Source organism: Halodesulfovibrio oceani subsp. galateae, assembly GCF_055397225.1.
Genome location: NZ_AP042453.1, coordinates 934,553 through 959,158 on the forward strand (window position 1 = coordinate 934,553; position 24,606 = coordinate 959,158).

At 46.7% G+C, this 24,606-nt stretch carries 21 protein-coding genes; 6 read left to right on the forward strand and 15 right to left on the reverse strand.

The genetic code is table 11. From position 1 onward, the window contains the following. Positions 1-35: 35 nt before the first annotated feature. The 15 genes from dtd to ACZ5V1_RS04220 form a co-directional block, all read right to left on the reverse strand. Positions 36-503 (reverse strand): D-aminoacyl-tRNA deacylase, encoded by a 468-nt coding sequence (gene dtd / locus ACZ5V1_RS04150; RefSeq protein ID WP_464390751.1) that lies wholly within the window; start codon positions 501-503, stop codon positions 36-38. A gap of 2 nt (positions 504-505) precedes the next feature. Further along, on the reverse strand, positions 506-2,434 hold the full coding sequence (locus ACZ5V1_RS04155; protein ID WP_464390752.1) for a long-chain-fatty-acid--CoA ligase: 1,929 nt from the start codon (positions 2,432-2,434) through the stop codon (positions 506-508). Between the two features lie 166 nt (positions 2,435-2,600). Beyond that, positions 2,601-3,479, reverse strand: coding sequence for a 4-hydroxy-tetrahydrodipicolinate synthase (gene dapA / locus ACZ5V1_RS04160; protein ID WP_464390753.1), 879 nt, complete (start codon positions 3,477-3,479; stop codon positions 2,601-2,603). 49 nt (positions 3,480-3,528) lie between these two features. Then, positions 3,529-4,371 (reverse strand): diaminopimelate epimerase, encoded by an 843-nt coding sequence (gene dapF, locus ACZ5V1_RS04165; RefSeq protein WP_464390754.1) that lies wholly within the window; start codon positions 4,369-4,371, stop codon positions 3,529-3,531. Positions 4,372-4,955: 584 nt separating this feature from the next. Next, a complete protein-coding gene (locus tag ACZ5V1_RS04170; protein ID WP_464387697.1) occupies positions 4,956-5,276 on the reverse strand; it encodes an HU family DNA-binding protein in 321 nt (106 codons plus the stop codon). Between the two features lie 73 nt (positions 5,277-5,349). Further along, positions 5,350-6,168 carry a MinD/ParA family protein gene (locus tag ACZ5V1_RS04175; protein WP_464390755.1) on the reverse strand — a complete coding sequence of 273 codons (819 nt, stop codon included), beginning with the start codon at positions 6,166-6,168 and terminating at the stop codon, positions 5,350-5,352. A 14-nt stretch (positions 6,169-6,182) separates the two neighbouring features. After that, entirely contained in the window at positions 6,183-7,040 is an 858-nt protein-coding gene (locus ACZ5V1_RS04180) for a GGDEF domain-containing protein (RefSeq protein WP_464390756.1), read from the reverse strand. Then, positions 7,021-8,137, reverse strand: a protein-coding gene (prfB, locus tag ACZ5V1_RS04185) for a peptide chain release factor 2 (protein WP_464390757.1) whose coding sequence is annotated in 2 segments (ribosomal slippage) — positions 7,021-8,061 and positions 8,063-8,137 — 1,116 coding nt in all. Because the reading frame shifts where the segments join, the coding sequence is not laid out codon by codon here. The genes ACZ5V1_RS04180 and prfB overlap by 20 nt, the downstream gene beginning before the upstream one ends. 1 nt (position 8,138) lies before the next feature. Further along, positions 8,139-9,653: an apolipoprotein N-acyltransferase gene (gene lnt, locus ACZ5V1_RS04190; protein ID WP_464390758.1), complete on the reverse strand. Its 1,515-nt coding sequence runs from the start codon at positions 9,651-9,653 to the stop codon at positions 8,139-8,141. Between the two features lie 142 nt (positions 9,654-9,795). Continuing rightward, positions 9,796-10,632: a hemolysin family protein gene (locus tag ACZ5V1_RS04195; RefSeq protein WP_464390759.1), complete on the reverse strand. Its 837-nt coding sequence runs from the start codon at positions 10,630-10,632 to the stop codon at positions 9,796-9,798. Positions 10,633-10,759: 127 nt separating this feature from the next. Next, positions 10,760-11,659: a PilZ domain-containing protein gene (locus ACZ5V1_RS04200; RefSeq protein ID WP_464390760.1), complete on the reverse strand. Its 900-nt coding sequence runs from the start codon at positions 11,657-11,659 to the stop codon at positions 10,760-10,762. Between the two features lie 453 nt (positions 11,660-12,112). After that, complete coding sequence (gene mnmG, locus ACZ5V1_RS04205; RefSeq protein ID WP_464390761.1) at positions 12,113-13,993, reverse strand: tRNA uridine-5-carboxymethylaminomethyl(34) synthesis enzyme MnmG; 1,881 nt, start codon at positions 13,991-13,993, stop codon at positions 12,113-12,115. 450 nt (positions 13,994-14,443) lie between these two features. Beyond that, positions 14,444-15,673: a M20 family metallo-hydrolase gene (locus ACZ5V1_RS04210; protein ID WP_464390762.1), complete on the reverse strand. Its 1,230-nt coding sequence runs from the start codon at positions 15,671-15,673 to the stop codon at positions 14,444-14,446. Positions 15,674-15,972: 299 nt separating this feature from the next. After that, the gene (locus ACZ5V1_RS04215) at positions 15,973-16,257 is read right to left on the reverse strand and encodes a PxxKW family cysteine-rich protein (protein ID WP_373793962.1); all 285 of its coding nucleotides are present in this window, start codon (positions 16,255-16,257) and stop codon (positions 15,973-15,975) included. 343 nt (positions 16,258-16,600) lie between these two features. After that, positions 16,601-17,926, reverse strand: coding sequence for an amidohydrolase (locus ACZ5V1_RS04220; protein WP_464390763.1), 1,326 nt, complete (start codon positions 17,924-17,926; stop codon positions 16,601-16,603). 439 nt (positions 17,927-18,365) lie between these two features. Here ACZ5V1_RS04220 and ACZ5V1_RS04225 point away from each other — a divergent pair, with 439 nt between their 5' ends. The 6 genes from ACZ5V1_RS04225 to ACZ5V1_RS04250 all read left to right on the forward strand — a co-directional run bounded on the left by ACZ5V1_RS04225 (position 18,366) and on the right by ACZ5V1_RS04250 (position 24,510). After that, a complete protein-coding gene (locus ACZ5V1_RS04225; protein ID WP_464390764.1) occupies positions 18,366-19,121 on the forward strand; it encodes an alpha/beta hydrolase in 756 nt (251 codons plus the stop codon). Between the two features lie 251 nt (positions 19,122-19,372). Then, the gene (locus tag ACZ5V1_RS04230) at positions 19,373-20,896 is read left to right on the forward strand and encodes a glutamate synthase-related protein (RefSeq protein WP_464385985.1); all 1,524 of its coding nucleotides are present in this window, start codon (positions 19,373-19,375) and stop codon (positions 20,894-20,896) included. 5 nt (positions 20,897-20,901) lie between these two features. Beyond that, a complete protein-coding gene (locus tag ACZ5V1_RS04235) occupies positions 20,902-21,342 on the forward strand; it encodes a 4Fe-4S dicluster domain-containing protein (protein WP_160715802.1) in 441 nt (146 codons plus the stop codon). Positions 21,343-21,358: 16 nt separating this feature from the next. Next, positions 21,359-22,636 carry an NAD(P)/FAD-dependent oxidoreductase gene (locus ACZ5V1_RS04240; protein ID WP_464390765.1) on the forward strand — a complete coding sequence of 426 codons (1,278 nt, stop codon included), beginning with the start codon at positions 21,359-21,361 and terminating at the stop codon, positions 22,634-22,636. A gap of 18 nt (positions 22,637-22,654) precedes the next feature. Further along, entirely contained in the window at positions 22,655-23,749 is a 1,095-nt protein-coding gene (locus ACZ5V1_RS04245) for a class II glutamine amidotransferase (protein ID WP_160715806.1), read from the forward strand. A 2-nt stretch (positions 23,750-23,751) separates the two neighbouring features. Continuing rightward, positions 23,752-24,510 carry a GltB/FmdC/FwdC-like GXGXG domain-containing protein gene (locus ACZ5V1_RS04250; protein WP_464390766.1) on the forward strand — a complete coding sequence of 253 codons (759 nt, stop codon included), beginning with the start codon at positions 23,752-23,754 and terminating at the stop codon, positions 24,508-24,510. Positions 24,511-24,606: the final 96 nt, after the last annotated feature.

The following is a 24,606-nucleotide window of genomic DNA, read 5'->3' on the forward strand; positions in this document are numbered from 1 at the left end:
CTACTCAGCTTTTTGGTGGTTTGCTTTGTGCTTTGCTATGCAAAGTCGTCAGACGAAAGCATGATGGTGACTGGCCCCCAGTTGGTGAGCGATACATCCATTTCTGCTCCGAATACGCCGCATTGTACTAGGTCCGGTAGTTCTGCTTTGCACTGTTCCACAAAGGTGTCGAACAGTTTGCTTGCAACAGCAGGAGGACATGCAGATGTGAATGATGGTCTACGCCCTCGTTTACAGTCTGCATAGAGAGTAAACTGAGGAACCAGGATCAAGCTGTTACCTGTGTCTTTGAGGCTCAGGTTCATTTTCCCTTGTTCATCAGAGAAGATGCGTAAGCCAATCATTTTTTGCAGCATGGTGTTCCATACTGTTTGAGAGGGCATGTCCTCAGTGTCCTGTTCGCCAAAGCCAACAAGGACAACAAGGCCGGTATCTATGGAAGCAACAGAGGTTCCGTCAATATGGACGGCTCCGTTTTTTACTCGTTGTAATAGTAATTTCATAGTTACTGTACAGTCTTGGTTTCAGTAGTCGCTTCAACAGCAGTTTCAGTTGTGGCGGTGGGTACAGCCTCGCCTTCATCTGGTGCCACTTTTGCGTGAATCATCTGCTCTTGTTGAATAGTAGCTTCAGCTTGAGCTTCTTCAGATGTAGCCTTCTGAGAAGTGACAGGATCAGACTGTCCCTGTTCCTTGTCAACTTCAGTGCATTCACATTGAGCTTTAGCCGCAGCTTTTTTGCTTTCCTGTTTCTGTTCTTCTTCTGTACGCAGCGCACGGCGCAGAACTTTGCCGACAATAGTTTTCGGCAGTTCTTCACGGAACTCAACCTGTTTAGGAACTTTGTAGTTCGCAAGCTTTTCGCGACAGTGGGAAAGAATTTCCGATTTGGAAAGCTCTTCGCCGACTCTCGGCACAATGAAAACTTTGATGATTTCACCACGGGTTTTGTGCGGAACACCGACAGTAACAGCTTCCTGCACTTTTGGATGTTCGTAGAGTACTTCATCAATTTCGCGCGGATACACGTTGTATCCGGCAACAATGATCATGTCTTTCTTACGATCGACAATGTAGAAATATCCTTCTTCATCCATAGTGGCGATGTCGCCAGTATACAGCCAGCCGTTACGCAGCGTAGAAGCTGTTTCATCCGGACGGTTCCAGTACCCCATCATAACCTGTGGGCCGCGGAGAACAAGTTCGCCTATCTTGCCGACAGGGAGCGGAACACTGCCCACTTCCATATCAACAATACGCGCTTCTGTGTCTGGAAACGGCAGACCAATGGAGCCGTTTTTAGACACACCCATGAGCGGATTCAAGTGTGTTACCGGAGAGGCTTCTGTAAGGCCGAAACCTTCGAGCAGCTTGGAACCGGTAATTTTTTTGAACTGTCTCATCTGTTCAACCGGCATCGGTGATGAACCGGAAATACAGTACTTGATGCAACTTAAGTCGTACTTAGGAAGACTTTTTTGCTGCATAAGTGAAATGTACACAGACGGCGCACCCGGGAAGATGGTCGGCTTGTATTTTTGAATCCCGTCGAGAACGTCTTTAGGTACGTATCGAGGGAAAGGAATAACCGTTGCGCCGATGACGCATGGGAACAGCATGCTAACCGTAAGACCGAAAACATGGAAATACGGAAGCAGACCGAGGAACGTATGATGTTCTTCGGAGATGCCTGCCAGCATGGCATTACACTGCTCAACGTTAGCTGTAAGGTTGGCGTGAGAAAGCATTACACCTTTGGAAACGCCTGTAGTGCCGCCAGTATACTGTAACAGAGCAACAGAGTTTTTAGGGTCCTTAACAGGGACACTTAATTGTTCTTTAGATGCGAAAAGTGTTTTCCAAGGAAATACGGATTTGTTGTCGTACGGGATATCGATGTGTGTTTTCTGCCACTTGTTTTTAAGTGTATAAACAGTGTTCAGCGGAAAACTAAGCGCATCGGAAATACGTGTAACAAAGTATTTTTCGATAGGAAGTTTTTTGCGCAGTTTTGCGATTTTGGGCCACACAAGGTCAAGCGTGATCATGTGCTTTGCGCCGCAATCATGAATTTGATGAACCAGTTCCTTCTCCATATAGAGAGGGTTGGTCATAACAACTATGCCGCCAGCCTTGAGCACTCCCCAAAGTGCGACCATGGTCTGTGGCAAGTTTGGCATCATGATAGATACGCGATCACCAGGCTTAACACCTTGTTCCCGCAGATTTGCTGCAAAGCGCTCTGCCAGAATGTGTAGCTTTTTGTATGTAAGCTTGTAGTTTTTAAATACTACGGCGTTACGTTTCGGCGTGTTTTTCGCCGCCTCGTCAAGAAAGCTCGGAATGGAGACATTCTTGTACTTTAGATTCGCCGGTACGTCCGGATCGTAGTTGTCCAGCCACGGGCGTTCGAGTGGTAAATCTTTTTCATTCATATCGTATTGGTATTGCTAAAGTTGATATGAGTTCAGCCGTCATTTTTGATATCGTGTAATACCTTGTGAGGCGCGATAGTGCAACCCCCTGAGATAAAATTGATGCCTTATTAAATGAGTAAAGCCCGCAGTTGCGGGCTTTACATATATACTATGACGTTACGTTTTACAGCAGACCGGAGTCTGCCATAATCGCTTTAAGTTTTTCTAAGTTTTCGTCAGCAAGTGGCACCATAGGCAGTCTGAAATCTGTATCCATTTTGCCCTGTAAAGCAAGAGCAGTTTTAACTGGAATAGGGTTAGACTCCATAAACATGGCTCTGTTCAGTGGCTGCATTTCAAAATGCAGTTTACGTGCTGTCGGAATGTCGCCTTTGTTCCATGCGTTGCATAGATTTGCCATTTTGTTAGGCAGAAGGTTGGACACTACGGAGATAACACCGGCACCGCCAATAGAGAGAAGCGGCAGCAGGGTGAAGTCATCGCCGGAGAGCACGTTAAGGGAAGTGCCGCACTGTTCAATGAGGTCAGATACCTGAATAAGGTTGCCAGTAGCTTCTTTAATACCAACGATCTGAGGAATATCTTTATGCAAACGCGCAACAGTTGAAGGCATAATGTTGCTGCCGGTTCTACCCGGTACATTATAGAGCACCATAGGGATGCTGATTGTATCAGCAATATATTTGAAGTGCTGGTAAATGCCTTCCTGAGTCGGTTTGTTGTAGTAAGGGCTTATGAGAAGAACGCCGTCCGCACCTGCTTCTTTTGCAAACTGGGTGAGGTGAACAGCTTCTTTTGTGTTGTTGGAACCGGCACCGGCGAGAACCGGCACACGCTTGTTTGCCTGATCCACACAGATTCGGATGGCTTCTTTGTGCTCATCATGGGTAAGAGTCGCAGATTCGCCAGTGGTGCCGCACGGTACTAAGCCGTGGATACCTTCAGTAATCTGCCATTCAATGTGAGCACGAAAGCGGTCTTCGTCAATTTTGCCATCTTGAAATGGAGTAACCAGTGCAGTATAGGCTCCGGAAAAATTCATATAGCCTCCTCATGTGGGCAAAAGTGCTGCCCGCAGCGGGTTTGTAGTGTTAGTCTAACGTAAGTCCGAGTGATTCAAGCAAAGCATTGCCGGAGTAAATAACAAGCGCTTTACCCTTTAAGAAAACGCTCTTACCTTCAATGGATATGCTGAGAATTTCTCCGCCGGAAGACTTTACACGTACATTAGTGCCGGTCAGCCCAAGGGCGTTTGCTACAACAACGCCAGCTACAGCACCAGTACCGCAGGCAAAAGTTTCATCTTCAACGCCGCGTTCGTACGTGCGAAGATGTACGTTTTCGCGGTCAATAACACTCATAAAGTTCGCATTAGTACCAGCAGGGGCAAACACATCATGGTAACGAACAAGAGCACCAAGCTCTTTTACGTTAAGCGCAGATGCATTTTCTGCAATGTATACAGCATGCGGAACACCGGTGTTAACGAAATGGATTTCGTCGTCACCGTCTTTCAGAGTAATTGGTTTATTTAATTCCAGTCCTAAAGGCGGAGTGAGTTCAACTTTGAACTCACCATCGTCGCAAGATTCTGCGCGAATAGGGCCTGCGTCTGTTCCAAAGGTGTGAACAGGACCCGCAAGGCCGATCTGGACTGCAAGCTTGGCAGCACAACGCGATGCGTTGCCGCACATCTCTGCTCGGGAACCGTCTGCATTGTAAAAATGCCAGCGGTAGTCAAGAGTGGTGTCGTCTGATTCTTCTAAGAAAACTAGGCCGTCTGCGCCAACGCCAAATGCGCGGCGGCAGATTTTTTGAGCCCACTCACTCATATGCGAAACAGGCACGTTGTATTCCCGATTGTCAATGAACACAAAGTCATTGCCGCAGCCCTGCATTTTGAAAATAGCTACGTGATCCATAGTAGGATTCATGTGAACTCCCGGTGCCGGCAGAACGTGCCCGTGTCTACCGCGTCACCCAAACTAAAAACATTACGTATGATTTTTCGTACCGGTAAAGCAAATACAGATGCGAAAAAATGGATGAAAAAACTTTCATCATCAAATCAATATAGTGTGTGGAAGGTTTTCTGACGGTGTGCAACGTCAGGCACCTTCGTTTATCTACTCCCTATGATTCTGCTGTACAAAAGGGAGAAGGTCAACCCGTTACCCGCTAGAGATGAAAAATGTTTTATCACATACACATATTAATCAAAGCCTCTAACCAATTATCAAGAGTCGTACTTGTGCTGTTCGTTTTTTCTGTTTGGGTTACTTATTTCTTCAGCCTAGAGGGGCGAGAATTTTCGATGGAGCAGGGCAGGGTCATCCTTCTTGCTGGATGTGCCCGTTGAGGAGGGAGAGATGGAGCCTCAAAGGCCTTTTAAAGGCTTAAACGGGGAAAGTGATGTGAGATATAGAAGAATTGTTTTTACATGTCGTAAACGCTGTTCATAGGGCAAAAGAAAAGCGCAGGCCGAAGCCTGCGCTTTCACAGAGATATATAAAACAGACTAGCTGTTTAAAAACTCTTTAAGTTCTTTGCCTGCGCGGAAGAACGGAAGATGCTTAGGGTGTACTGTTACAACTTCACCGGTTTTTGGGTTACGGCCGGTGTAGCCTTCGTACTCTTTCATTTTAAAGCTGCCGAAGCCACGAATTTCAACACGGTTGCCATCAGCAAGTGCATCTTTCATGTTATCTACGAAGACGTTAACCATCATGGTTGCTTCTTCAATAGCAATGTTATTCTCTTCGGACAAAGTTTTAATCAGTTCGCTTTTGTTCATTCTCAACTCCCACTGTACAATACAGCGTAGATGTTCTGGATTTATGTTTATGTAAGTATGTGCTTTCTAGCTGTGTGATATAATTCATTATGCAGCAAACTGTTTAATTGTTCAAGACTTAATTGCTGATATCACTCATACTTTCTGTAAAAATTGATTTAGAAATGTCATCTAACATGCTTTTTTTGATTTTCTGTAACTTAACTGCAATAGCGAAGATGTCTTTTGCAGCGCGACTGTTAGGAGCATGTTTCATCAAAGGAGTTTGTTTTCGGACAGATTCAGGCACCATTTTGTCCTGACAAATACCGCCGAGGAACTCAGGAGTAAAGCCGAGGAAACGTTCACAGGCTGTTGCAAGTCTATTGTAAGTGCTTGTTTCTTCAGTTTTATCTTCAGCCTGATTCACGATGATGTAAAAGTCCTTTACGTCATGTTGCGTAGAGAGAACTTTCATAAGCGCGTAACTATCTGTAAGAGAAGTCGGCTCTGGTGTTACAACTACAACACGTATCCGTGCCATTGCTGCAAAAGCAAGTACAGTAGGAGTAATGCCTGCACCAAGGTCCATTAACAGATATTCATAACTGTTAAAGAGTGGATTAAGACGCTGGAAGAGTAAGTTTCGCAGGTCACTATCCATTTCTACTAGTTCTGGTACGCCGGATGCAGCTGGTAAAAAATCAAATCCGTCGGGTTCGATAGGAAAAGCGACTTCATCTGCGGGAGTGTCAGTGTCTAACAGACTCTGCATATTCGTGTCCGGGGTAACACCAAGCAGAACATCAAGGTTGGCAAGACCCAAATCACAGTCCATCAGCATAACAGGGAAGCCGCCCCTGTACATGCAGTAGCCAAGGTTTAACGCGATATTGGTTTTCCCAACGCCGCCCTTGCCGCTTAGAATAGAAATTGTGAGAGTATTATTGGCTTTCATACGGGGTAACTGCCTTATTTAGATCCAGAAAAAAGGAATTGTTTTTCGTTAGAATGCACCATGGTGGAGCGGTCGTATTCGAACTCAATGAGCTGACGGGTGACGCGTACTTGGTTCTTACCGGCATTTTTTGCCTGGTACAGAGCCTTGTCTGCCACTTCAAAAAGGTCTTGCCCATTTGCTTTGCTGCGTCCTTTCAGGGAGGCAACACCAGCAGAGAAAGTGCACTGCACGCTGGCATCCTTGCACTTTATGAAGGTGTCAGCGAAGAGTGAACATAACCTGTCCAGCATAGCTTTTGCTCTGATGGGGCCGGCACCTGGCAATAGGAGTGCAAATTCCTCGCCACCTACGCGTGCCGCATGGTCATATCCGCGAGTTGATGCGTCCAACATGTCAGCAAGTGTTCTGATGACTTCATCGCCGCAGCTATGACCATAGGTGTCATTGATGTTTTTAAAGTTGTCGAGGTCAATCATAGCTAAGCTTAGCTGACCGTTACTGCGTTCAACCCTTTGCAATTCCATTGTGAGTTTATTCTCAAAGGCTTGCTTGTTGTACAGTCCAGTTAAAGGGTCACGTTCTGACTTATGTGTAAGGTCATCGATAACCTTTTGCAGGTTCGCAAGATTGAAATAGGTTGAATGATCTAAATCAAGCGCAAGCCATTCGGAAAACCCGTATCTTTCAGACAGGGCATTCCAGCTATCCATAGTCAGGCCTGGGATAAGTCGCGTAAGCGCTAGTTGTTGATCAGCCTGAGGTGTCGGGGTGGAGTGTGCGTGCGTCAAAATAAGCTGACGCAGCGTGTCCAGTTCGGCTGTCAGGTTCTCTAGCCCTTCTGGGCGTATATTATGTAGTCTTTTCTGCATGTAGATAAAGCAGGAAATCACGCAGGAACTGGTCCAGTTTTCCATCTAAAACCGAATCAACATCCCCGATCTCCGAGTTTGTCCTGTGATCTTTCACAAGACGGTATGGCTGAAGCGTATATGTACGTATTTGACTACCAAAACTTATATCCAATTTACCTGCGTATTCTGCCTGACGTTCGTCTTGCACTTTACGCAGTTCAATTTCATACAATCTGGATTTAAGAATTTGCATTGCAGTATCTTTGTTTGCGTGCTGCGATTTTTCGTTCTGGCATTGTGCGGTTACGCCTGTCGGGACATGCGTAATACGTACAGCAGAACTTGTCGTGTTAACGCTCTGGCCGCCTGGGCCGCTGGAACGGAACACGTCAATTCGCAGATCGCTCTCTTTAAGATCTACAGTAATGCCTTTGCCGGCATCTGGAATAATATCAATGGATGCAAACGAAGTGTGCCTTCGTCCTGAGGAATCGAACGGCGAAATACGTATAAGCCTGTGGATACCTTTTTCCCCTTTAAGGAATCCGTAAGCATTATCACCCTTTATACGTAGCGTAACACTTTTAATGCCCGCCTCATCGCCATCGAGTAAGTCGAGGTATTCGACTTTAAATTTATGCCTGTCTGCCCAACGCGCATACATGCGAAGAAGCATTTTAGCCCAATCTTGAGCTTCTGTGCCGCCTGCACCGGGGTGAATTTCCAGAATTGCGTCGTTCTGGTCTTCCGGTGCGCCTAGCAGCAGATTAAGTTCAGTCTGCTCTAACAGTTCTCCCAGAAGTGTGGATTGCGCATGCAGCGTATCCAATACTTCTGGGCTTTGATCTTCTTCAGCCAGCGCAAGCCATTCCGCTACATCGTCTTTAACCTGCATAAGTGTTTCCAGACGGTCAATTTGCGACTCTAACTGACTTTTTTCCTGCAATACAGGCGTCAACTTTTCTGGATTATCCCATGCACCGGGGCTTGAGAGCTGTTTTTCGATTTCATCAAGGCGGTCTTTACTGCCTTTTAGGTCAAAGCCTCCTCCATAAGGAGTTGAACTGTTCGGTTAAAGCGTTACTCTTAGTTCTTAAATCTGCTAATTGAAGCATGTTATATTTCTTTCTTTTTATTTGTATAAATTGAGTAGGCCAATATTGCTATAGCTCCGGCAATAAGGAGTGCGCGGATTAACGAAAAGAACCGATGGTAGAATGTAAAGCCGGTTCGTGTTCCCACTGATCCAAAAATAACATCCGCACGGAAAGATTTCCCTTTGGTTGTAATGTTCCCTTTTGGATCAATGATAGCAGTAATGCCAGTATTTGTTGCACGGGCAACGTACCGACCTTGCTCTACAGCCCGCAGGATAGTCATATCCAGATGCTGCTTAGGTGCGGCCGTTTTTCCAAACCATGCGTCATTGCTAATATTAACCAATAAATTCGCACCGTTTTCAACGCTGGCCTGTGCAAGTTCAGTGAATGTAGCTTCATAACAAATCAGTACACCTATTGCAAGATTTCCAACAGAAATAGGCTGATACACGGTACCTGGTACAAAAGCGCCTGAACCCTGAAGGAGTTCGTCAGCAAAAGGTATGTAGAATGGAATATATTCACCGAACGGAACAAGATGCATTTTGTCATACCACGAAAGCATAAGGCCTTCGGAGTCAACTAAGTATGCTCTGTTGAAAATATCGTATTTGCGTCCCTCTGTTCCCTTGGCAAAGCCAGGAGTGCCGATGAGATACGGTGCTTTACTTGCAATGGCAAGGCTTCGTACCATAGGTAAGTATTTTCTGCTGCTTTGCAGATAGAACGGCATAGAGGTTTCCGGCCAGATGACCAGATCAACAGGGTGGCTGAGTACTTGTTCGCTCAAGGTTACATAGCGCTCAACCGTGCCGCGCATGTAACGCTTGTCCCACTTTGCACCCTGATCGACATTACCCTGAACCATAGCAATTTCTATGTTGGCAGTAGCGTCCGCAGGCTGGATCCATGAATAGTAGCTGCTTGTAAACAGTAACGCCAGAGCCACAAGGGCAGTGACGGAATGTTTGACGGAGCTTGTGATCAACGCTGCTGTAACATAACAGGCAAGCGCTGCGAGCAGGGCGGAATAGCCTTCTGCACCCAGAATACTTACAGGCTGAACAAATGCAGGCCAGTCAGCAAATGCTGCTGCGAGTGACGCCCATGAGAATCCGCTGAGAATAACTCCGCGTCCCAGTTCTAGCGCACCCCAGACAAAAAAAGTGCTTATCCCTACATATAGCGGGGAGGCTTTTCGTAAAAATTTATAGCAGAGCCATGAGAATATCGCGCTGTAAAGACCCATTACAAACGAAACACCAATAGGCCCGCTTATGGCGAGGTACCAAGGCATGGCAGTTTGTTCTGCAAAAGGGACGGCAATCCAGTACAGGCAGGCGGTAAACGCTGCGGTACCTGTTATCAAACCTCTTCGAAACGCGACAGAGCTAGATTCTGCCTGTAGTCCAACAAGGTATAAACAGGCTGGATAGAGCAAGACAAGAGGGGGTAACTGGTAGATAGTATTGGCAGAACCAATAGCAAGTCCCACTGTACCCATGGCAAGTAATGAGGCAAATTGAAGCATTGCTGCACCCTGACGTTTTTTTGTGCTTCGGTCAAGAAACTCAAATTGTAGTGAATAGTTGCTACAAGCTGGAAAAAAGGCCGAGAGTAAAAGAAAACACCCTGCAAAAGCAGGGTGTGTATCGTTTTGTTCAAACAAAGACTTAGTGTTTTTCGGGCAAGTCCTCAGATTTTGCAGTCCGAATAAGTCGGATTTGTTTGGCGTCCGCATCTTCAATGGTAAAGTCGTATCCAGAAAGGTGGAAAGATTCACCGGATTGCGGGACATGCCCTGCAAGTTCACTCAAAAATCCGCCAAGTGTTTCCACCTGTTCAGATTCAAGCGTGATTGAAAGTTCTTCACTCACATCATCAAGATCTGCACGACCTGTAATAATGTAGTTCCCATCCTCTGTGGTGCGAATATCTTCAAGTTTAGGGGTGTCGTATTCGTCCTCAATTTCACCGACAATCTCTTCGAGAATATCTTCAATAGTGATGAGGCCGGATGTTCCACCGTATTCGTCCACAGCGATAGCCATATGCTGTTTTCTGGTACGGAATTCCTGCAATAGATCTGTTACTATTTTGGTTTCCGGAACAAAAAACGGCTTGCGCATAAAGCTTATAAGCGGAGTGTCACGCAGGGTAGGGTCATGCAGGTGAATAAGCAGGTCTTTTGCGTAGATAAGACCAACAATATTGTCCCTGTTTTCTTCGTACAAAGGAATTCGTGAATGTCCAGATTCAACAATGAGTTCAACAAGGTCGCCAATGGATGTGGTTGTCTCTGCACAGACTATGTCGGTGCGAGGAACCATGATCTCATGGACCTGAGTTTCATCAAGTGAGAGTACATTGAGGAGCATGGAACCTTCTTCGGCTTCAAGCTCGCCTTCCTCACGGGCATCGATAATGGCTTTTTCAACGTCCTCTTCAGTCGTTTTACTGAATAGATTTGCAAGTACGTTCCACAATCGACTCTCAGAACCTCCGTCCAAGATGGGTCTCCTTTTTAAAGTTACTATAAAATGGGGCAATATACATTATGTATACTGTACCGATGAGTTTCGTCTTGTGCAAGCATTGGATGCGTACATATGTGTTTTCTGTACGATACTGCGGTGGTTAGAGACCTTTTTCGCGGTACAGTTCAAGATGTCTGCGCATTACCCAGTTACCAATGCTGTCCAGCCCAGAGCCAATCGGCTCCTCGTTCCAGCGTAATTCCGCAGCATTCTTTGCATCCGGCTGTGCCAAGTAAAGAAACTGCATACCAAGCTCGGCATCATGCGTAACAAAATCGATAAATGGATTCTGTACTCTGCATAACAGCCAGTATCGAACACGCTGGCCCGTGTCAGGGTCCCACATGTCGAGCAGTAAAAAGAGCTTGTCACCAATTGAAAAATCTAAATTGCAGTTACGCACTTCAGCTCGTGGTATGCGAACTTTGATGCCGCCTGCGGAAATATTATCCAGTGTAATCTGGTAATTTTTTTCAGGAAGGTATGTCAGTACAGGGCGCCCCCATTGGCGGATATCAAGTGTGCCTTTTGCAGAAATATTTTCTGGTGCAGACCACACTGCGAGCCCCATGACATACTGGCTTGGCGGCGAAATACGCAACGAAGCACGCTTTTGTCGTTGTTCCAGTTTGTTGGGAGTCTTCAGAGTAAGCACGGATGTGCCGTCTGTATAGCCCCTAATTCCAATAATTGGTGTTGTGAACATGAAAAACGTATTGCCGGTGCTGGATTTTTTTACCTGAAAATAGCAATCTACATCCTTACCTACCCACGTACTTTGTAGATTTGTAAGTCCGCTACACTCGATTGTGAGTGCTTCAGGAGTAATATTTGTCAGCAGACAAGAGGTAGAGCGGCGCTTTTCGCCTTTGGAATGGAATTGAAGTTCGAACTTCTCGTGTTCGTCGCGTGCCATACCTAACGTATTGGAAATATGAGAGGGGTGCAAAACCCAGTCATGCGGGACATATTTTGCGCTTTTGCGGTTTTTGAACCACATGAAGATGATCACTGCAATCAGTGCAACAACGACTGAGAGTAATGCATAAACAGTGTAAAGAGCCGTTTCTGTTCGAAAAGACGAAGCAGAAAAGTTATTCCCGATCTGGGTAAAGAAGTTATTACTTGTAGAGGCGCTGAATGAGAGATAGGGCAACGTAATACTCTGCTTTTTGTACTGTTAAATGCAAAATTATGCTGAGACAGGTTTCGGAAAAATATACTGAAACTATAATAATGTGAACAGGTTTGTTGTATATCAGAAAATTGGCAGTAAAGCCTTACCTGAATGCTGTTTACAGCTTTGTGAAATAAACTTTATTTTGCAAAAATAGCACCAAAAATGAACTTGATCCTTGATGCGATATTATAACGTTGCGCCCTCGTAGTGTTCTCTAAAAAAAGATCAAAAAAAACAGCCACCGAGAACGGTGGCTGTTTTTTTATTGATGTATTAAATTTTGCCAAGCTTTTTCAAGTGGACTTCCAGACAGGAAATTGCTGCCGGGGTAACACCTGAAATACGTGATGCCTGACCTAAGTTAAGCGGCTGTACGGCTGCAAGTTTTTCCTCAACCTCGCGGGTGAGTCCTGCAACCTCGGTGTAGTCGAGATCCTGAGGAAGAGGAACGTTCTCCATGCGGCTAAAGCGCAGTACCAGTTCGTTCTGGCGTTTCAGGTAGCCCGCGTACTTAACAACAACCTGTGCTTCTTTTTTTGCATCTTCAGGGAAGTCTACAATTTCAGCCCAGAATGGCTTTAAGTCATCGATAGTCAGTGCCGGACGACGCAGTACTTCAGCAAGAGTAAGGCTTTTAACAGGATGCGCTTCACCAAGTTCGTCAAAAATGGCGCGAACTCCAGCATCAGGTTTGATGCGACGCTCGTCTAGTTCTTTCAGCATGGTGGAAAGTGCAGCGCGTTTTGCGTCGAACATTACCCACTGATCATCTTTTACCAGACCAATCTTGCGTCCGATATCAGTAAGGCGCATGTCGGCGTTACTTTCTCTTAACAGCAGACGGTGCTCTGCACGGGAAGTAAACATTCGGTATGGCTCTTTCGTGCCTTTGGTAACAAGGTCATCGATGAGGACGCCGATGTATGCCTGATCGCGTCCAAGAATAAATGGGTCGCGTCCGGTAAGAGCGCTGAATGCGTTAAGCGCAGCCCACAGACCCTGTGCAGCAGCTTCTTCGTAACCGGAAGTGCCGTTGACCTGACCAGCAAGGTACAGACCCGGCAAAACTTTGGTTTCCAAAGTAGGGCGCAACTGAGTCGGGTTCGCGTAATCATATTCGATAGCGTAACCCGGACGAATGATCTGTGCATTTTCCAGACCAGGAATAGTCTTCAGCATTGCCTTCTGAATATCCAGAGGCAAGCTTGTGGATATACCGTTAGGGTAGCACTCAGGACTATTCAGTCCTTCAGGCTCTACAAAAATTTGGTGTCTGATTTTATCAGGGAAGCGCGCAATCTTGTCTTCAATAGAAGGGCAGTAGCGTGCGCCGGTTCCGTCAATTACGCCCGTAAACAGTGGGGAACGGTCGAAACCAGTTTTGATAATTTCATGCGTCTCTTCGTTTGTCCAAGTCTGGTAACAAGGCAGCTGCGGAAGAGGGATTTCTTTCGTACGGAAGCTGAACGGAGGTGGCGGGTTGTCACCCGGCTGCTCATCCATCACGGAGAAATCGATACTATCTTTAAGGATACGCGGAACAGTACCAGTCTTTAAGCGACCAAGTTCCAGACCTACGCTCTTAAGGGATTCAGACAAGCCGCTGCTTGCCGGATCGCCAAGGCGTCCGCCGGAGAAATTGTTCATACCAACATGGATAAGGCCGCGCATAAACGTGCCGGCGGTAATTATAACAGTTTTAGCCGCAAATTCCTGACCCAGCTGTGTGAGAACACCAGTACAACGTCCGTCTTCAGTCAGCAAAGAATGTGCAGTGTCCTGCCAGATCCACAAGTTTTCCTGTGCGAAAACGTCACGCTTAACAACACGCATATATTCGTCGCGGTCAATCTGTGCGCGGGTTGCGTGTACAGCTGGTCCTTTACTTGTGTTCAGTGTACGGAACTGGATACCGGACTGGTCTGCCCAGACCCCCATCATGCCGCCAAGTGCATCGATCTCGCGAACCATATGACCTTTAGCAAGGCCGCCAATGGCTGGGTTGCAAGACAATGCGCCGATGTGATCCAAGTTGATCGTCAGCAATAACGTGGTCAAGCCAAGGTTGCTCGCCGCCATAGCGGCCTCGGCACCGGCGTGACCTGCGCCTACTACAATGACATCAAAAATAGCTGGAGGGGGTGTTTTTATCATAATTTCTTTCTTCGTTATTTATCTACGTTTGCCTCTGACAAAACTGCAACTTTGAACTGTGTCTCCGACGGCGCTTGCCAGCGGGACTTTATGCGAGCCTCCGGCGGCTGGGGAAAACCTTTCTGTAGAAAGGTTCTTCCCCAGACCCCTTTCCAAAGACTTTTATTAGCGAGATATTCCTGTTTTTTATTATGTTGGTGAGCTTAAATGAAGCTACCAAACAGGGACAACCGGACTTATCCTACCAAGGTAGTGGTGCGTAAGCCGCGAGGTGTCCATACAGGGAAGTAGGACTCGCAAGTAAAAGTTTTTGGAGAGCCCAGAGAAGCCTTTTTTCAAAAAGGTTCTCTGGCCGCCGGAGGCTCGTCGAAGACCTGCCGGAGGCAAAACAAGATCGTCCAAGACAACTCTTTATAATCACAGATCTGCCAGAGGCAATATAAAACTTACTTATTTGGTTGTATCAAACAGCATGGTGGCGATAACTTTGGCATCACCGATGTTGCAAGAGATACGGCTTTTTTCATTCGGCACGTGCGCGTTAGGAATGAGCTTACTCCAGCAAGCTACTGGGAGCCCTTCGTCACGCAGATGCGCTGCTACGGTACCGCCGCCAACACCTTTCGGTTGCGGAGTAACATTGTAGACTTTCTTGATTGCGCGGTCGAGCATAGTTACGACTTCACTATCAACAGGAGTCTGTGCTGTGGACTGGTTTGCCTGATCTTCTTCGTAGCGAATTTTTACGCCGTATTCAGCGACAACTTCGTCACCAAGTTTTTTCATTTCACTGCGGATTTCGTTGAGCTCGTAACCCGGGAGGATACGGCAATCAACGTAGAAGACATCGAGACCCGGAACAGTGTTGATGTTCGGTACGTTTGCTTCTTTTTTGGTCGGCGTGAAGGTGGAAATAGGTGGATCGAAGAGGTTGTCTACGCGATCGAAGATACCGTGCAGCTTTTTAACTTTAAGAATGAAAGCGGAAGCAGCTTCGAGGGAGTTGATGCCTTTGGACGGTGTAGAGCCGTGGCACTGCTTGCCGATTACAGAAATTTTTTGCCAGAGGATGGACTTTTCAGCAACTTCGATCATTGTTCCTTCAGCATCACCGATGTCTGGAACGAGGATTAGGTCGTCTTTTTTGAAGAGTTCAGGGCGCTCTTTTACAACGTATTCAAGGCCGAATTTGCTGCCGGTTTCTTCATCAGCAGTAAGGATGAGCCCGAGGGTGTATTCTGGGGTAATGTTCTTGTCTACAAGACCTTTGGCAACGAGAAGGCCAGAAACGATAGCCTGCTGGTTATCTTCTACGCCGCGACCATAAATGTAATCACCGTCTACGCGTAGAGTCCAAGGATCGCTTTCCCACAGGTCATGATCGCCGGTCGGTACAACGTCTGTGTGGCCGATGATCCAGAGAGTTTTTTCAGATTTACCCGGAATGCGAGCGATAATAGTAGGGCGGTAGCCGCAATTAACGCGGGAATCCGGAGCGCGCATTTCTTCGACATCTGTAATGTTGTTTTCTTTAAGCCAGCTGAGCAGGTAGTCTGCTTTCTCTTTTTCGCCCTGTCCGCCACTGGTTGGGCAAAGTGCAGGACGTGCGGTCATCTCTTTTTGTAATTCAATTACGAGATCATGCTGGTCATCAAGAAATGCAAGAATTTGTTCGCTCATGGGAGTTCTCCGTCAGGGGATCGGGGTGTTTAATTTAGCAATATGCCTGACAATACAATGTTCAGGAAGAGAGGGTTGAGCGCAGTGTAGTCTTTTGTCATCAGCTTTTGAATGTGATGACTGAGGGGAGGCGAAGCGTGAAAAAATTCAGCTCGGAGTGTAGCAGGCTACATAGGAGTTGGAATTTTTAGAAGCAACGCATCAATGGAGACTTACCTGCGCTGAATTCTTTCTTCCTGAAAAAGAAAAAGGGAAGGTTGTAATCCAACCTTCCCCCTTTCTAACCAAAATATAGCAGCTTAACGACCGCGAGCGGCACGTTTGGAAGCCTTAAGTGGGTTGATTTTAACTTTACCAGCTTTATCAACAGTAGCTTTGATGTGGGTAGCAAAGTTACAAGCGCCAAGAGCCCATTTGGTATTAGGGGTTGGGTAGCTTGTACAGTATGTCTGGCCTTCGAATTCACCAGTACGGTCGCAGCCCTGACACTGTTCGACCACTGGCTGGCAAGTAAACCCGTTAAAGAGCATGCCTTCTTCAGTCATTTTAGCATCGGCGAAGCTTACAGTAGCTTTAGCACTCATATTAATTTCCTCCTGAGGTCGCGCGGGCTACGCGCGCATATTATCTTTGAAGCGATGTCCAATTATATTTTTTTGACGAAAAGTCAACTAAAAACATATGGTCAGTGTATTTTGACAAGGTTATAAGGAGTTCTCCTTATAACTTATTACTAAGCTTTTTGTTGCTCAGATTGAAACGACTTTGCGCAGTGTGCGGCGCGAGAAAAAAACTCATTTAGCAGACAGTAATCGTTCTCGAGGTCACCTAAAAGTACGGATACCGAGATCAACTTCATGCTTAGTTGTCTGTTAAAATTTGCATTTTTCGAAGTTACGCTACAATGCGCGGATTTGTTTCACTCTGTTAGCTGCGTTTCTGTATCTTCTTTTGTACCCATTTAGCAACATCTTTCACAGCATCAATTAAGGCTGGGTAGTCAATTTTTAAATATTTGCCGTCTTGATACAAGACTTCACCCGCTACCATAGACATGTGAACCTCTGCTCCAGTCGTTGAATAAACGAGCTGTGACACAGGGTTATGCATCGGCAGCAGATTAGGCTGTGTGAGATCAATTGCAATGATATCTGCTTGGTTACCGACAGCAAGCGATCCAATGTTGTTTTGTCCCATGGTGCGTGCGCCGTTGCGTGTCGCCATATCGAGCACAGTCTGAGCACTTGCCGCAGTCGGATCAAGACGCTGGACTTTATGCAAAAATGCGCAAGATGCCATCTCGGTAAACATATTCAGTGCATTGTTGGAAGCAGCGCCGTCAGTTCCCAAAGTTACATTTACGCCTTTAGCGAGCATTTTTTCAACTGGTGCCATGCCCGAAGCAAGCTTCATGTTGCTTTCAGGGTTATGCGCAACATTAGTGCCTGTTTCAGCAAGCAAAGAAATTTCGTCGTCTGTAACATCAACTGCATGAGCCACCGTGGTGCGTCCACTCAGCAAGCCTAAGCTGTGAGCGTACTCAACAGGGCGTTTGCCAAAGCTTTCAACGCATGCCTTAGTCTCGGCAGGTGTTTCTGCTAAATGGATATGAATAGGTATGTCCAGCTCTTCAGCAATTTCGCGGCAGGTTGTAAGAATTTCGGGAGTGGTTGTGTATACCGCATGTGGCGTCACGGCCTGTCGGATGCGCGGATGTTTGTTCCATTTCGCTTCCAACTCACGAACAAGTTTTATGCCTGCGTCAAAGTCTGGATATGCCGGAGACGGGAACATGAACAGCCCCTCGCCGCCCAAAACGCGTAATCCAGATTGATCTACAGCTTTATATGTTGCATCTTCAATCAGATACATATCACAGAAGGATGTGGTGCCGTAACGAGTCATCTCTGCGCATGCCAGCAAAGCGCCAAGCTCGACCTTTTCTGCCGTCAAATTCTGTTCTACAGGGAAGATATGGTTGTTGAGCCAATCCATAAGCGGCAGGTCGTCAGCAGCGCCTCTAAGCAGTGTCATAGCAGCATGGGTGTGGCTGTTGATAAGCCCAGGCATCAAAAGAGAGTTGCCAAGCTCCATAACATTTTCTGAAGTGTACTGTGAACGCACGGCAGCTGCCGTGTCTATGCACATAATGTTGCCTTCAGAAATAGCTACGCCACCGTTATATATGATAGAACGTGACTCGTCCTGAGTGACGATGATCTCTGCAAATAGTAAAGTGTCACATGACTGCATTCGAAAACTCCTCATTATCATCCTACGTTGTGAGTGCGACACTGTAGTGTATTGTTGTAGCTTAAACAACCCGTCTTGTGAGGCGGTGAGTGGTTCATTGTAGATGGCTTCGGCGAGCCTTTGGCGACCCTGCGGGGAGTGTCTCCGACGGCTGGGTGAAACCTTGTTGAAACAAGGTTCTCCCCCAGACCCCCTTCCAAAAACTTTTATTTGCGAGGTCTACTGCCCTGTGTGATTGCCTCGCGGCTTATGCGCCACTACCTTGCTGAACATAGACTGATTATTCATGATTGGTAGCTGTTATTAAGCTCTCCAACGTATTAAACAGTAGATGTACCTCGTTAATAAAAGTCTTTGGAGAGTCCAGAGAAGCCTTTCTCCAGAAAGGTTCTTTGGCCGCCGGAGGCAAATAAAAAACAAATAAGTATAAGGAAAAAATATGAAAGTAGGCTGTTTGCTTATCCACGGCTGGACAGGGAGTCCATTTGAGATGGAGCCACTGGTCGCACCGTTGGAGTCAGAGGGGTATGTTGTTCGTAATATAATGTTACCTGGTCACGGAACGACGTTTGAAGATTTTCAAACGACGGGGTGGGGTGATTGGGAATGGGCAGCCCATAAGGAGTATGAGGTATTGGCGGCGCAGGTTGATACAGTTTTTGTGATAGGTCTTTCCATGGGCGGCACGCTTGCGTTACACTTGGCGTCTAAATATCCGGTGGCAGGGGTTGTCTCGTTGGCGGCACCACTGTTTTTGTATTCATTCTTTCCGTGGCAGATGAAGGATTGGCGGATGCCTTTTACGCCTATAGTAAAGCATATTAAGCCAATTTTTTCTCTGAAAAGGCGCGACGCTGAGCACTTACGAATAGCCCCGTGGGTAGGATATGACGAATTTGTAAGTATGCAGCAATTGCATGAGCTTATGAAAGGGGTAAAGAAGGTGCGCGGTGAAGTAGATGCTATCAGCGCCCCAGTTTTAGCGATTCAAGCCCCTACAGATAAGAGTGTCCCTCTCGAAAATGTTTTTTTAATCGCAAAAAAAGTCGCTTCGAAGGAAATTACGGTCAAACTATTGCGAATTGAAGAAAAAGTTACAGGACATCACGTGATTACGACCCATGTGGAAACCTCTTCGAGGGTGGCTGAGTTAGTGCACAAGTTCGTAAAGAGGACTGTTTATACAAAATTGTAAAAACAGAGTGTATTTAAAATAATGACAAATTTGTATAAACAGCAGTTAAGCGCTCGTATTTGTTTAATAAAAAAAGTATTTTTAGAAGAATCTAAAAACTAAATATTACAATCTTGACAAATTTGACCATTTTTCGGTAAATATAATCCATGGCAGTTGCCAGCTAGTGGTAACTGACCGGTTTCAGATTTAGCTCAGAAAAAAATGCGAATGACGCGCGCGGGCGCTTTGTGTCACGAGGAGATATTACTTTGCTGTTTAAGCCTATCAGTCAGAATTTTAGCGACTTTGTTATCGTTCGTGAAAACGATCGCTGTATCAATTGCGAAGTTTGTGTGCGTCAGTGCTCGTATGAAGCCCATTACTGGGATGATGCTCGTCAGTGCGTGAGCCATGATCATACTAAATGTGTAGGCTGTCACCGTTGTGAAGCATTCTGTCCTACCGGTTGTCTTACTATTAAGAAAAATCCGGCAGACTTCAGAGACAATGCTCTTTGGACTCCTACATATATGAAGCACGTGTACAAGCAGGGCGATACCGGTGGTATTTTGCTTTCCGGCATGGGTTCACCATGTGATAAGCCAATCTACTGGGATAATCTCCAGCTTGACGCAAGTCAGGTAACTAATCCGTCCATTGACCCGCTTCGCGAGCCAATGGAACTCACCACGTACCTTGGCTCTAAGCCGGACAAAGTGAGCTTTGAGGATACACCTGACGGACCGAAACTTACTACTAAAATCGGCCCACAGCTTAAGCTTAACTACCCGCTCATGTTCTCTGCTATGTCCTTTGGTTCAATTAACTTGAACTTGCACAAGGCGATGGCGATGGCTGCTACTGAGCTTGGTATTGCTTACAACACTGGTGAGGGTGGCTTGCACCCTGATCTGTACAAATATGGTCAGAATACCATCGTACAGGTAGCATCAGGTCGATTCGGCGTTCATAAAGATTACTTGAACGCAGGTAGTGCAGTAGAAATTAAAATTGGTCAGGGTGCTAAGCCGGGTATCGGCGGCCACCTGCCAGGTGAAAAGATCGACGAAGAGGTTTCTAAAACCCGTATGTGTCCGGTCGGCTCAGATGCTATTTCTCCTGCGCCTCACCACGATATTTATTCTATTGAAGATTTGCTTCAGCTTATCTACGCAATTAAGGAATCAACAGAATATAAGGTTCCAGTTTCTGTAAAAATTGCGGCTGTACATAATGCTCCGGCGATCGCTTCCGGTATTGTACGCGCAGGTGCAGATATTGTTGTTATTGACGGCTTCAGAGGTGGTACGGGTGCTGCTCCTACCATGATCCGTGATAACGTTGGTATTCCGATGGAACTTGCTCTTGCTGCTGTAGATAACCGCCTGCGTGACGAAGGTATTCGTAACCACGCATCTCTGGTTGTTGCTGGTGGCGTACGTTGCTCTGCGGATGCTATTAAAGCAATCGCTCTGGGCGCGGATGCAGTTTACATTGGTACCGCTGCCTTGGTTTCTGTTGGCTGTACTCTTTGCGGACGTTGCTACACTGGTAAATGCCCTTGGGGTATTGCTACCAACGAAGCTCGTCTTAAAAAACGTCAGAATCCAGAAGTTGCTGCTAAGCGTCTTGCGAACCTCATCCGCGCATGGGGACACGAGATTCAGGAAATGCTCGGCGGTATGGGACTCAACTCCATTGAAAGCTTGCGTGGTAACCGCGATAAGCTGCGTGGTCTTGGTCTTAACGAAGTTGAGCTGGACATTCTCGGCGTTAAACACGCAGGACGGTAGTAGATATGCGTAGAGTTTATCCAAATAAAGATGTCTGTATTGGCTGCCATATTTGTGAAGTTGCCTGTTTAACAGCACATTCCGCTAGTCAGGATGTTGTTATCGCCGCTAATGAAGAAACGGTGACAGGTTTACAGCCATGTAAGGCAGTATACGACAAGGGTCAGATCTCTGTAGCTCTCAGTTGTCGTCATTGTGACAGCCCATCTTGTGTATCCGCCTGTATTTCCGGCGCGTTATACAAAGATCAGGAAACAGGCCGCACTTGTTATGATGAAGAACAGTGTGTTGGTTGCTGGTCATGTCTGATGGCATGCCCTTACGGTGCGGTTCGCCGCAATGTTACTAAGGGTAAGATTATTAAATGTGACCTGTGTGAAGGCCGCGACATGCCAGCATGTGTGGAAGCCTGTCCTAACGGCGCACTGGTTTTCGAATCTCGCTGATAGCAGGAGCTCGTCCATGTCGTATGTAATAGTTGGAAACGGTGTTGCGTCTGTCGGAGCTATCGAGGGGATTCGTAAAGTTGATAAAACAACTCCGATCCTTGTTATAAGTGAAGAAGATACTCCTACATATGGACGTCCGCTGATTTCATATTTTCTTGCAGGAAAAATCGGTCTTGAAAGAGTAAGTCTTCGACCTGATGAATTCTACGTAAAGAACAACGTTGAAGTTAAGCTAGACACCCGTGTGGCTGCCATTGATAAAGCAGCCAAGACCATTACCACTGAAGCCGGAGAGCAGATTGAATACAAACAGCTCTTACTGGCAACAGGCGGTGTACCTTTTATGCCTCCACTTAAAGGCATTGAAGGCAGCGGAGTATATAACTTTACTACGCTGAACCACGCACACATGCTGTTGGAACTTTCTAAAAGAATCCACAGAGTTGTCGTTATCGGTGGTGGGCTTATCGGTCTTAAGGCCGCAGAAGCACTGCGTTACAACGGTCTTTCCACTGCTATTGTTGAACTTGGAAGCCGCGTGCTTTCCGCAGCGTTCGATGATGTAGCCGGTGGCCTTGTAGCTCAAAGGCTCGAAGAAAAAGGTATCGCTATTCGTTGCGGTACTACTGTGGAAGAAATTCTGCGTACAGAGCAGGGCGAAGTTATTGGCGTACGTCTTGCCAATGGTCAGAAACTGGCTTGTGAAGCCGTTGTTGTTGCCATTGGTGTTGTGCCAAGCCTTACCCTTGCTAAGGATGCCGGAATTGCTGTGAACAGAGGCATCAAAGTTGATGACAATATGTGTTCCAGCGCAGATGGCGTATACGCCGCAGGTGACGTTGCTGAAGCACCTGATATGATTGCTCAGGAAGCCAGAGTTACACCAATCTGGCCTAACGCATTCAGTCAGGGCTACCACGCTGGCCTTAATATGGCGAGCGAGGACGCATCTCCGCATCCTGGCGGCTTACCAATGAACGCAATTTCTTTCTACGGGCTGCCAACAGCCTCTCTTGGTCATGTTAATCCGGCGGAAGACGAGGGTTGCGAAGTCTTTGCCGAACTTGACGAAGAAAACGGATCATATCGTAAGCTGATTTTCCGTGATGAAAAGCTGATTGGCTATGTGCTTGTGGGAGAGGTCGATTTTGCAGGGTTGTACACCGGTTTTGTTCGCTTCGGTCTGGATATTACTCCAGACGTGAAAGACGAGCTTATCGCAGGTCAACCATCTGCACTGCTCTGGCCGGAAGAAGAATTTGATACAAAGTGGACCCCTGCTGCTGAGTAGAGGGCTTTGGAGATAGATATGAAAGCTCCCAAAGATTTTTGGCATTTTGATAAAGACATCTCAGGTTGTGGTGTCTTCGGGGTAATTGATAAGAAGAAAAAACTGATACCTGGTACTATGCCGATCGATGCAATGGCAACAATGCACGATCGCGGTAACGGTCTTGGTGGTGGTTTTGCTGCATATGGTATTTATCCTGAGCATGCAGATTTGTATGCCTTCCACCTGATGTGTGATGATCAGGCAGGCCTTGACCGCGCTGAAGAGATTATCAAACAGTACTTTGATATTAAGATTTCTGAGCCGATTCCAACCCGTAAGGTGTTAGCCATTACAGAATCCCCGCTTATGTGGCGCTTCTTCCTTTCTCCAAAGGCAGAACGTCCGAAGTGGCAGGATGTTGGTGAAGATGATTACGTAGTAAACATCGTCATGCACATTAACAACAGAGTGCCGGGTGCTTTTGTATTCTCCAGTGGTAAAGACATGGGAGCGTTCAAGGGTGTTGGTTTTCCAGAAGACATCGCAGAATTCTTTAAATTAGAAGAATACAGCGGCCATATGTGGACTGGTCATAACCGTTTCCCGACTAACACTCCGGGCTGGTGGGGCGGCGCACATCCGTTTACCCTGCTGGACTGGGCGATTGTTCATAACGGAGAGATTTCCTCTTACGGTATTAACAGACGCTACCTGTGTCAGCACGATTACGAATGTAACATGATGACGGATACCGAAGTTGTAGCATACCTGCTCGACCTTCTTATCCGTAAGCACGGTCTTTCTCACGAAATGGCATGTAAAGTTTTTGCACCGCCTTTCTGGGATGAAATTGAGCGTATGCCGAAAGATGAACGTGAAGCGTATGAAGCGCTGCGTATGGTCTACGGCCCGGCAATGCTCAACGGCCCGTTTGCTATCCTTGTAACCGACAAAAACGGCATGATGGGACTTAACGACCGCGTTAAGCTTCGTCCGCTTGTTATCGGTGAAAAGGACGATATGGTATTCATGTCCAGTGAAGAGAGCTCCATCCGTGAAGTTTGTCGAGATCTCGACAGAGTATGGGCACCAAAAGCCGGCGAGCCGGTGATTGTGAAACTGGAGGACTAGGCATGGCTAAAAAATGTACTATCAACGCTGAAGGCGTGTACTACCGCCAATTGAACGAGCAAATTCGTGAAGCTGTGCGTGACGGTGTAACAGAGATTGAGTTAGAAAATATTCGCGGTCAGCGATACATTGGTAACTCTATTGAAGGCCCCGTTCACTTCCTGATTCACGGTGTTCCAGGACAGGACCTTGCGATGTTTATGCGCGGCGCTACAATGCGCGTAGAAGGCAACGCACAGGACGGCGTAGGTAATACCATGGATGATGGAGAAATCCAGATCAACGGTATGGCTGGCGATGTTCTCGGCTACGCAATGCGTGGCGGTCGTATCCTTATCAGACAGGATGTGGGCTACCGTGTAGGCATTCACATGAAGTCTTACATGGAAAAGCAGCCTGTAATCGTAGCTGGCGGTAAAGCTGGTGACTTCCTTGGTGAGTACATGGCGGGTGGAGCAATTATCCTCCTCGGCATGGATTCAACTATGGACGAAGCAGCACCTATCACTGGTAGAAGCCTTGGTACCGGAATGCACGCGGGTATTATTTACATCCGTGGTGACGTTCCTGATTACCAGCTTGGACCTGGTTTACAGCTCGAACCAATTAATGAAGAAGACGTCGCTTTCATCCGTTCCCATGTCTCTGACTGGGCTGAAGCATTCGATAAGGATGTGGAAGAAGTGATGCAGGGCGAATTTAAAAAAGTAACGCCGTTCTCCCACCGTCCATACGGCAACATGTACGTGGGAACTAACTAGGGTGTCAGAAACTTTTTCTGAACATTCCTAGCAAGCAGCGGCTGGATAGTTTCTTTCAAACTGAGGAAACTTCTCCTAAGCTTGACTGATAGACGA